Consider the following 9,931-nt stretch of genomic DNA (forward strand, 5'->3'; position numbering starts at 1 on the left):
GTTCGCTATCACCGGGCACCGTGCTCGGCGTGGCAAAACGCGGCGCACTTCAACCCTGGAAGGGGTCGCTGGAGTGGGGCCGACACGGCGCCGGGACCTGCTGAAACACTTCGGTGGATTGCAGGAATTGTCCCGTGCCAGCATTGAAGAAATAGCTAAAGCACCCGGAATCAGTAAAAAGCTCGCAGAGTCGATTTATGCCAGCCTGCACAGCGAGTAGAATGCCCGCTCACCTCGTAGCCAGTTGTGCCGATGAATATCCCTAATCTGATCACCGTAATACGTGTCCTGCTGATACCGATCTTCATTTTGCTGTTTTACTTGCCTTATCACTGGAGCTACACGGCAGCCAGTACGGTCTTCGCCATCGCGGCGGCAACCGATTGGCTTGATGGTTACCTGGCGCGTCGGCTCGAACAAAGCACACCGTTCGGTGCGTTTCTCGATCCGGTGGCTGACAAGCTGATGGTTGCGGTAGCGCTGGTGCTGTTGGTACAAGCCCACGCCAACCTCTGGCTGACATTGCCGGCGGCCGTCATCATAGGTCGCGAAATCGTGATTTCTGCGTTACGTGAATGGATGGCTGAAATCGGCGCTCGGGCACACGTTGCCGTTTCCAGCCTGGGCAAATGGAAAACCGCTGCGCAGATGATTGCGCTGGTTATCCTGCTGGGCAACCCGCCAGGGTTCACGTTCTGGGTAGTGCTCGGCTACGTGTTGCTGCTGATCGCGGCAGGGCTGACGCTGTGGTCAATGGTTCAGTATTTACGCGCCGCCTGGCCGCATCTGCGAGACACCACAGAAAAAAAATAAGTTTTTGAATCAAGGGCTTGACGGGGCTATTTGAATCTATAGAATAGCGCCTCGTTACCAAGATGCGGGAATAGCTCAGTTGGTAGAGCACGACCTTGCCAAGGTCGGGGTCGCGAGTTCGAGTCTCGTTTCCCGCTCCAATTATTGCGCTGCAGAGTTCCACTGAATTCTGTAAGTGATTGAAATCAGGACCTTCGGGTCCTTTTTTCGTTCCGGCGGGAACCACTGAAATCCAGCACCATCCGGTGCGTTTAAGTCCAGGATTAAGTCCAGGATTCTGACGCGTACGGAATCGGTTTGTTGCTGGAGCAGTTTGCGTAGCGAGATGAGCATCTGGCCCTGACTCTGTTCAGGAGCTCGCGATGGCACTCTCAGAAATGTCTATTCGGCACGCCCGAATCACTGGTATTGACTACACGCTCGGTGACAGTGACGGCCTCACGCTCAATGTGACGGCCAGCGGCGGAAAAATCTGGCTTTTCCGTTACTACTGGACGGGCAAGCAGAAGCGTATGTCTTTGGGTAGTTACCCGCAAATCAGCCTCAAAGAAGCGCGCACCCGACGTGACGAAGCTCGTGCTTTGGTTGCCCAAGGCATCAATCCTTATGAGCACCGTAAACAGCAACGCCGTGCTGTTCGTAGCGCGGCAGAGCATACGTTCGAAGCAGTGTTCAATCAGTGGGTCGAGTTCCGCAGGCTGGGCCTGAAGGAAGGCCGCCAGAGCACGCTCTCGCAAATATTAAGAACCTTCAATAAAGATATCTTGCCATTCCTTGGTGGGCGGTCGATCTACGATATTAATCGCCACGATCTGCTGGATTTACTGAGCCGGATCGAACAACGCAAGGCATTAACGACAGCCGAAAAGTGTCGGACCTGGTTCAACAAATTATTCCGCTATGCGCTGGTAAAGGTAGAGGGGCTTGAACACGATCCGGCTTCAGATCTTGATGTCGTTGCGCTCCCCAAGCCCCCGGTTGCGCACAATCCGTTTTTACGTATGGACGAGCTACCCGGGTTGCTGGCGGTGATTCGTGGATATGGTGGAAATAGCCAAACACAACTCCTGACGATTTAGACGCACAGCACCACGGTGCTTCTCCCAATAACCTATGCGTCGCTACACTTTGAAAGAACTTATTCTGTGGTGCAGCAACTGACTTTGCTTATTCAGGAGTCGTGCTCCATCAGCCAGGTCATTGACGTAGTGGGAGACTCCATCACTCAGTCGGTGGATGGTGATGATGTTTTCGTTCACCGTTTCCGCGACAGCACTCTGCTCCTGAGCAGCCAAAGCAATGTGTTGGTTCATTTCATTGATGCCCTGAATGTTTTCGCTGATTCGCGTCAGAAACTCGCCGACTTTCTGTGAGGTATCCACCGCATCCTTCAAAGCATTCTGGCAACCATCCATGGCATCTCTTGCCTGATGCGCTGCAATTTGCAATTGAGTGACGATATTTTCAATCACCTCAGTAGACTGACGTGTCTTTAACGCTAGGGCCCGCACCTCTTCAGCGACAACGGCAAATCCTCGTCCTTGCTCACCAGCTCGTGCAGCCTCGATGGCGGCATTCAGTGCGAGTAGATTGGTCTGCTCGGCGATTGCGCGAATAGTGACGACCATTGCACCGATCCCCTCGCTGTCCCGCATCAAATCACCCAGTTTCAGAGCTGTATGGGTTATCTGTGTGCCCAGATGTTCAACCATGAGTTGGCTGGCATCCATCATGACGTTCCCTTCTCGGACATGGGCGGCTGATTCGTGTGTTTGTTCGCTGGTGCTCGAGGCATGTCTCGCAACCTGACTGGCGGATTGAGCAAGTTGTTGTACGGATGCCGCTACGGATTCGACCTGCTGAACCTGCTGGGCGGTAGCGTGCGAGGTGTGACCAGTTGTTATGTCCATTTCACCGGCATGCTGATCGAGAGCGCTAGAGACGAGCCCGACATCCGCAATCAGGTTCGCTAGCCGTTCAAGCACTAGGTTGAAGTTGCCAGCCAACTCACCAATTTCATCAGGGCAACTGGCATCTAGGCGTTTGCTCAAGTCAGCTTCACCTCGTGCTATCTGCGCCAGGCTATGGCTGACCTCTTTGACCGGTCGCAGAATGTGCCGCCGGGTCAGTAGCCACACAGTCCCCAAGGTAGCGAACAACAAAACTGCGGTGACTGCCAAGTTTTGCAGTAGTACTGTTTTCAGGGTCGTTCTCAGCGCCTGGTTATTGAATTCAACATCTAGCGTAGCCAACGACTGATCATGAAGCATTACCTGTGTGTTGAGCGTTAAGGCGACATTGGCCGCGCTTTGCTGGCGGGCAGAAGTTGAAAGTTGTGTACGGGAATCGCGCACCGTTAGTCCAGTAACATCGGGGGCGCGCAACAGTTCATTCAGCAAATTTTCGATCTGAGCCTGATTACCACTTGCGAGCGGCTCGATCAGGGACTGGGCCGCAAGCTCAAGTAATGTATTGGCTTGCCTGCGCTGCTGTCTGCTCAACTCCCCAGAGGTGAATTGATAGTTGAGCATAGCGACAGCGAGTGAAACGCAAAGCATGACCAATGTGAGCGTGATCATCATTTTGCCTGCGAGCGAATATTTCATCATGGACCTCTTTTTTATTGGCGGGGTCTTCCAGCAGAAACGAAATGATGTAACGTCAATTTCATCTTGATACTACTCGTGGAGTAGCGGAGATGATCGGCGAAACGCCGATTTGAAATATCTGCTGAATCAAGAACTACTGGCATAGCCCAAGTCATAGGCGCTCTCGGTGCGAGCGACGGGTATGTTCTCGGTAGCGCAAATTTTCGGTGCAGCCGAACAAACGCAAAAGACACACGGACGGCTATTGTGCTCGGTAGGAGACACCTGCAGATCGCCGTTCAGCTCATTGAGGCTCATCTGCTATTTGTCGACTCACTTCCATATCCAGTACCCATTTCGGCGAAGGGTTAACTTGGAAGCCAAGGTGTTCGTGGCGGGGAGGAGTTGAGCGTCACCCTCGACGTATCGTTACATCTAGGGTGACGCTCTTTCAGTCAAAACGTATGGGCGTAGCGTACCTGCACGACATAGTCGTTGCGTGCGCGGTTCTCTACGTCGGTCTCACGATAGGTGTTAAACCAGACACCGTCACCATCGCCTACTTTCCAGAAAACCCCAGGGCCTATCCCAAGCACTTTTTCGCGGGAGTCGGCGAGACGTTGACCATTGACCTCGTCATCGTTCAGTTGCTTGAAGTAGTACCCATTTAGCCCTACCGACACCCTGGGTACCACTTCATAGGAGGCGGTAAAGTTAATCCATGCGGCTTTACCTGCCTGGGTATCACGCACAGGCTGGCCTTCGAACAATTGCGCTGAACTGCTGGCTGGATCTTTGTTTTTGAAGTTATACAAATAATGCAAACGCCAGCTCACTTCCCAGCGGGGTGCGGGCATCCAGGTCGCCGCCCAATATGGATTGATCGAGTAGAAGTTAGATCCTTGGTTTAGATCCTTGTGTTCATCGTATTTACCGGTGGGTAATAACACGTCCAGTGCCAGGCGCTGGACGAAAACAGGTCGACCATGCTCATCGACGATGGGATCGAATTGCACGAGCGGGCCGGTGGTGACGTCGCCAACCCCGGTGGCGTTGTCCTTAAGTTGCGGCCCGTTGTTACCAAAGTCACCGTCGAGTGAAACGATCGGCACGATGATATTCCAGCCCAGGTGTGCGCCTGCTCCGATAGTATTGGGCGAGTAATAACTAAGCTGGTTTATCAGGCTGATGACATTGATCTTCGGGTTATCGAAGTCTTTGATGTCTTTGCCCGAGTTATCACGAATCGAACTGGCGCTGGTGAATTTCAAGTATTGCTGCAACGAAAAGCCGGGTAGGCCAGCGAATCCATCATAAAAACTGGTGCCACCCAAGTTGATCCCGTTCGGTTCTCCAACGCTAGGCGGTGGAGGGCCGTTGGCTGCTACAGCATCCAGGGACGAGAGAGTGGCGAGGGCCAGCAGGGCTGGACAAATTTTTTTTATTGTTTTCATGGATGTTGGCTCTATTGTTATATTTTTTGCGCCACTTGGTAATTCCCAAGGAGCTTTGGCACTAAGCAACCCGGTATCAATGTGCTTGCGGCACGTTACTTCTTTGCTTGCGTGGTACCTGGCGTTACGGCATCAGACGCCGAGGGTTTTGCTCGAAACCGATGGAAAGGGCAACCCGCGACTTTCGCGTGCTCGTTTTCCTGACCTGTGGTTTTAGAAGCCCCTGCAGAGAGTTTGGTGTCAGCGGCCACTTGCCGGCGTTCCGTAAAGGTATCCTTCGGGTCAGGGATCACTTTTTCACCCACCCACAGGAATCCCGCGGTGAACAAGCGAAGCGCTTTCAGGGCCAAAGTTGAAGGCCGCTTCAGTTCGTAAGCCCTGATCAGATGATCGGGATAAAGACTGATGACCCAAGCAAATACCAACGAGTGTGAGAACTTTGGAAAATAACGATCCGCGAACTGTTGGATTATTGCTCGTGCAGCTGGCGGTCCCATGTCGTGTTTGGGAACGTCCTCACTTTCCCAGCGATCCATGAACTCCATGATTCCATCGAAGGAATCAGGGAAGCCTGTAATTGCTTCGCCAGTCCCCGCGTTGCGAAAAATAGTCGACATTTGGTGCCAGTATTTAACGGCTGCCAACTTCTCTTTTTCGCTCATGCCTGCCAGTCCGACACGTTGCATCAGACGATGCATGCCGGCGGCTTCATAGCAAAGCGTATAAACGTATGTGTCATTGCGACTGAAGCTTTCACCAAATCGCTGAGCATAGTGGGAATGTATTTTATTAATCGACTCAACATTTTCGCGAGTCTTGTCGTGGTGCGAACCGTAATGCCACCAAACTTGCATCTTCCACGACGTGTCGTCGGAGCGCCTGAATGATTTTTTCAGGATTTTTCCGTCACCGTCGTCTATGAGCGGAAGGGCATCCAGTTCTCGTACGAAGAAGTGCGGAAAAGTAACTGCGTATACAAGGTTCATGATGAAATCGGTAGGGCGATAAGCAGCCGAGAGTTTCCAGATCTCGTCGTAGTCGGTATCGGGGTCGAGCTCATCAATACGCGCGGCGATCCATTTGCGGGTCATCGGGTTTTCCTCTTGTTTTTTTTATTGTCTCGTCGGGCGCATGGTCAGTGCGTTTCCCGCGGATGGCACATAAATTAGAAGAAGTATCCGATGCAGTCATTAGGTTGAAAAACCAAAAAAAATGCTGTTTTTGGTATCGCAGTACAAGAGCCTTTAGCGTCTTGAAAGTGATACTCAGGCTCTACCTAATAAAAGTGCGCGATGCCTATGCTTGCCTACAACTATTGCCGTTCATGCTTAAGCACACGGCCTTCGTACTGGCTTACCAGGTGTAAGGCACAGCGTATTTCGAGTTCTCGTTGCTTGATAGGACAGTCCAACAGTAATTCTATCTGTTGCAGTCGGTACACCAGCGTATTGCGGTGTATGCCTAGCGCTTCAGCACCGTGGAGCAAGCTGTTGCCTGATTGTAAGTAGGCGCTCAGTGTTTGCCGGTAGCCGGCGGCTTTCTCGGATGTATTTGCCAGGGGGCCGAGCACGGAATCGACATACCAGGCGGCTTTTTCAAGATCCTGACCCACCAGAATCGTCAGCACATGATCAGACCAGCGCATAACGCCCTTGATTGAGGAGGGTATTGCAACGCTGCTGACATCTCTGGCTTGAAGATGGGTGCGCCTGAATCCAGCCGGCCCTTTGGCTGGCTCGCCCATTGCACATTGCGTCCCACTTAAATGCCCCAGTGTTTCCTCAAGTCGTTTTAACTGGCCCGTAGTAGGGGGGTGGGGTGTACTTACCCAAGCCCATGTCAAATGTTGAGTAAAGGAAACTACCAATGGAGTATCGCCGATAATCGCTTCTTGCAAATTGCGTTGTAATTTACCCAAGTCTGAGCTGAACTTGGTGTTGAGATCAGAAATAATGATACCGATATGGAAATGCTCAAGATTTAGGCCATGATCTTTTTTGACTTGTTTTAGTTCGAATGGTTGAAGCGGTCCCGCATTGCCAATCAACTTTTCCACGAGGGAACGGCGTCTGGCAATTTGACTTTCCATCAGCACTTGGCGCTCGTCCAGGTAGCAAAGCACAAAGTGCTCGATGATTTCATCCACCACGCCTGCGCCGCTGGTGACTAACCGCTGCACAGTCGATGGTGAAAACGTCTTGGATGCCGACGCGGCGAAAAAGTTATTGACCCAGATAATCTGATTGGCGCGCATGTTTTTAACGATGCTGCTAAACGGGACTTCGCGACGTGCGGCTTGTCGCGCCATCGAAGGGATCAATTTCAAGGTGAAATGCTCGCTGTTCCTCGATAAACAACTCATGAATATATCGAGGATGAGCGTTTCAAGGTTGAGGCGTATCTCAGGCGTCGGCAAGTCAGCCACCGTTTGAAATTCGCCTTGCAAGCGCCTAAGGGAGCTGGCCGCTTCCTCAAGCGCCCAGGCCACTGCACCTTCACCCATCTTCAACACAGCATTGGTCAGATGTTGCTGCCCAATCACCGCATTGGAAAAAACGTCCTCAACCGAGCCTTTTGGCTTGAGGTGAGAATAGAGGTCAGAAGTCAAACGGTACTCCCGGTAAATCGTAATGATTATTTACGTACGCATCACGCAAGTGCCCGTGGGGATTAAGCACAGTGTGTGATTCCAGTATAGCGTCGTGGTGATACTGCAATACCAAAAACGCTTTCGAACTTGGATGGACAGACCGGAGACTGACCCGGAGCGAGGACCTATCGTAAGTGGTGGTGTTTCCAATCGAGTGCACCCAGACGTTGCGCTATGACCGCTTCTGTCTAACGAATGAAGTTGGCTAATCAGAGGCCTCTGTTTTCGTAATCACTATTTGCCGCTAAGCGATGAGAGGATCTACATGTCTGCCCCTAAAAAGTGGATTCAAGCCAAAATCCAAAGCCTCGACCCAAGCAAGAATTACATTGAAATTTGGCGTTTATCGAACAGCTACGGGCTGAACGATTTCATGCAGAATTTCATCTACGCGTTGACCTTCCCGAATTTTGTCGTCACCGATTGGGGGTCCAGGGCGGTTTGGCGTGAAGACGGCGGCAAAGTCGTTTCACGGTCTACCTCGCGAGTGGAACAAACTGGCAGCGCCAATGCGTTGTGGTGGTTCTACGGCCCAGAAGACAGCCGCACCATCAAGTCGGTTGAGGGCATCAATAATCTTCATGCTCATTGGGCCAAGCAGTATCCCGGTGCCTTCTCCTATAACGACGATTACGTGTACGTGTGTGCGTTCACCGCCATCACGATGCACCGTCTGAAGTTGAAGATGGGCGCCCCGGGCCTCTCCGAGAACGAGAAGATTGCCGCGCACCTATTCTGGCGTGACATGTGCAAACTCTTTCGCGCTGAAAACGATCAACCGATCACTGGCTACCCGGATAGTTTTGACGCGCTCGTTGAATTTTGCGAAGCCTTCGAAAATGCTCCAAAACCCAAGCTTGAACGTGGCAATCTCATTATCACGGCGATTCATGAACAGTTTGTCTTCCGCTTTTTCCCCAAAGAATTGCATTGGTTTGGCCATCAGTTACTGCGCGCCATGTCATTGACCACCACGCTCGACACCATGCAGGTCGACCGCCCTGACCCGGCCGCTGCCCAGCTTTTGCCGCAACTGGCCGGCTACATGATGGGTATGATGGAAATGAATTCCGACGATCCGACCGAAGCCTATATCGAGGAGCGGATGAACATGTCCAGTGAAGAGAAGGCCGAAGTGCGAAAGGGCATCCAGGAGCTGGACAAGCAATTCCCCGAGCATTACGTCGAAACGTACAAGAACGATCCTAAATTTGTCGGTTGCCCTTTCCATGCGGCGTTGGGAGATGGTGTTACACCGCAAAATGCTGCCGATAAACAAAGCATCAAGTCTATAGAAGCTCAGGTAGCCGCTTTGGGCGGCGACGAATAACTCCATTACCTTGTTGCCTCACATGGCATCAGCCCCGACAGGGGCTGATTGCGTAGAACATTAAAAAGGGTAGTGGTGACCACCTGGCTGCCAGGTGACCCAATGTGCGCGAGTGAATTCATCGACGGCATAATGACCGTTAAAACGCCCGAGCCCGGAGTTCTTTTCGCCTCCGAAGGGCGCGTTTGGCTGGTCATCGACGGTGATATCGTTGATGTGAGTCATGCCGGCGACGATGCCACGAGCGAACTGCAGCCCGCGTGCCATATCCTTGGTGAATACCGCACTGGACAATCCATATTCGCTGGCATTCGCAAGTCGCAGGGCGTGCGCCTCATCGTCGGCTACGAGCATTGGCAGCAGCGGTCCAAATGTTTCATCTTGCGCCAGGGCGTCATCGGCTTTTACGTTCCCGAAAACATGCGGGGGGAGCAACAGGCCTTTGGCTGAAGCGCCGAACAGTTGAGTCAGACCTGCGCTGTGTGCCTGATCAATCTTGCGTAACAGGCCATTCAATTGCGATTGATTGACGACAGGCCCAATCATTTTTCGAGGTAACGAGGGTTCCGTTTTGATTTTGGAACGTATTTGGGAGTTTGGCAATTGCAGGGAAGGATGCTTGGGAAGGAAGAGGAACGCATGCTATTTTGAAACTGTTACTAAGAGTTTTTAAGAGTTGAAGGAAAGTAACTAACCTTGAAGTGTAGGAGTAGCAGCGAAGAACAGAAAGAATGCTAAACAGAGCTTCATCGTGATACGGGTTTGACTTCTTTTTAGATAAATAGCTGGATTGTATTGAAGAATTGGCATCTTAGAAAAGTAGTCCCTGGCATAATATATATATATACACGATACACATGACGCTGTTCTCCAAATGCTACGATGTAAAGTCAAAATTTCCTTTAAAAAAGAGATCCCTTCGTCCTTCTTCAGGCGAGAAAGAACTCCCATATGGATATATATCCTCTGTATGGGTATATCTCCCAAAATGTATATGTCTTCTTGATATAGACATGCCTCCTGACCTATAGTACTTATTGAAGAAAGAGGAGGCACCGTTAAAACACAACGCAGCACTAAAATAGGCAAGATCAAC

The 9,931-nt window shown here is 51.5% G+C and carries 7 protein-coding genes, 1 tRNA gene and 2 pseudogenes; 5 read left to right on the forward strand and 5 right to left on the reverse strand.

Translation table 11 applies throughout. The features are described from left to right. From M0974_RS07840 to M0974_RS07855, 4 genes and pseudogenes are all read left to right on the forward strand, one after another. On the forward strand, nucleotides 1–220 hold a 220-nt coding region (locus M0974_RS07840), incomplete at its 5' end, for a helix-hairpin-helix domain-containing protein (protein ID WP_297834956.1). A 32-nt stretch (nucleotides 221–252) separates the two neighbouring features. Then, a complete protein-coding gene (pgsA, locus tag M0974_RS07845; RefSeq protein ID WP_297834959.1) occupies nucleotides 253–813 on the forward strand; it encodes a CDP-diacylglycerol--glycerol-3-phosphate 3-phosphatidyltransferase in 561 nt (186 codons plus the stop codon). A gap of 64 nt (nucleotides 814–877) precedes the next feature. After that, nucleotides 878–953, forward strand: a tRNA-Gly gene (locus M0974_RS07850). A gap of 222 nt (nucleotides 954–1,175) precedes the next feature. Then, nucleotides 1,176–1,874 (forward strand): annotated as a pseudogene (locus M0974_RS07855) (tyrosine-type recombinase/integrase); the annotation flags it as partial. Nucleotides 1,875–1,934: 60 nt separating this feature from the next. Here M0974_RS07855 and M0974_RS07860 read toward each other — a convergent pair. The 4 genes from M0974_RS07860 to M0974_RS07875 form a co-directional block, all read right to left on the reverse strand. Further along, complete coding sequence (locus M0974_RS07860) at nucleotides 1,935–3,422, reverse strand: methyl-accepting chemotaxis protein (protein ID WP_297834963.1); 1,488 nt, start codon at nucleotides 3,420–3,422, stop codon at nucleotides 1,935–1,937. 434 nt (nucleotides 3,423–3,856) lie between these two features. Next, a complete protein-coding gene (locus tag M0974_RS07865) occupies nucleotides 3,857–4,855 on the reverse strand; it encodes a transporter (RefSeq protein ID WP_297834966.1) in 999 nt (332 codons plus the stop codon). Nucleotides 4,856–4,950: 95 nt separating this feature from the next. Then, a complete protein-coding gene (locus tag M0974_RS07870; RefSeq protein WP_297834968.1) occupies nucleotides 4,951–5,946 on the reverse strand; it encodes a hypothetical protein in 996 nt (331 codons plus the stop codon). Between the two features lie 221 nt (nucleotides 5,947–6,167). After that, nucleotides 6,168–7,463 carry a helix-turn-helix domain-containing protein gene (locus M0974_RS07875; RefSeq protein WP_297834971.1) on the reverse strand — a complete coding sequence of 432 codons (1,296 nt, stop codon included), beginning with the start codon at nucleotides 7,461–7,463 and terminating at the stop codon, nucleotides 6,168–6,170. A gap of 307 nt (nucleotides 7,464–7,770) precedes the next feature. On the opposite strand from M0974_RS07875, the gene M0974_RS07880 reads away from it, so the two are divergent. Beyond that, a complete protein-coding gene (locus tag M0974_RS07880) occupies nucleotides 7,771–8,835 on the forward strand; it encodes a hypothetical protein (RefSeq protein ID WP_297834973.1) in 1,065 nt (354 codons plus the stop codon). A 60-nt stretch (nucleotides 8,836–8,895) separates the two neighbouring features. Here the strand turns inward: M0974_RS07880 and M0974_RS07885 are convergent. Further along, a pseudogene (locus M0974_RS07885) lies at nucleotides 8,896–9,402 on the reverse strand (aldehyde dehydrogenase family protein); the annotation flags it as partial. Between the last annotated feature and the right edge of the window lie 529 nt (nucleotides 9,403–9,931).

The sequence above is a fragment of the Pseudomonas sp. genome, assembly GCF_026224925.1.
Classification (GTDB): domain Bacteria; phylum Pseudomonadota; class Gammaproteobacteria; order Pseudomonadales; family Pseudomonadaceae; genus Aquipseudomonas.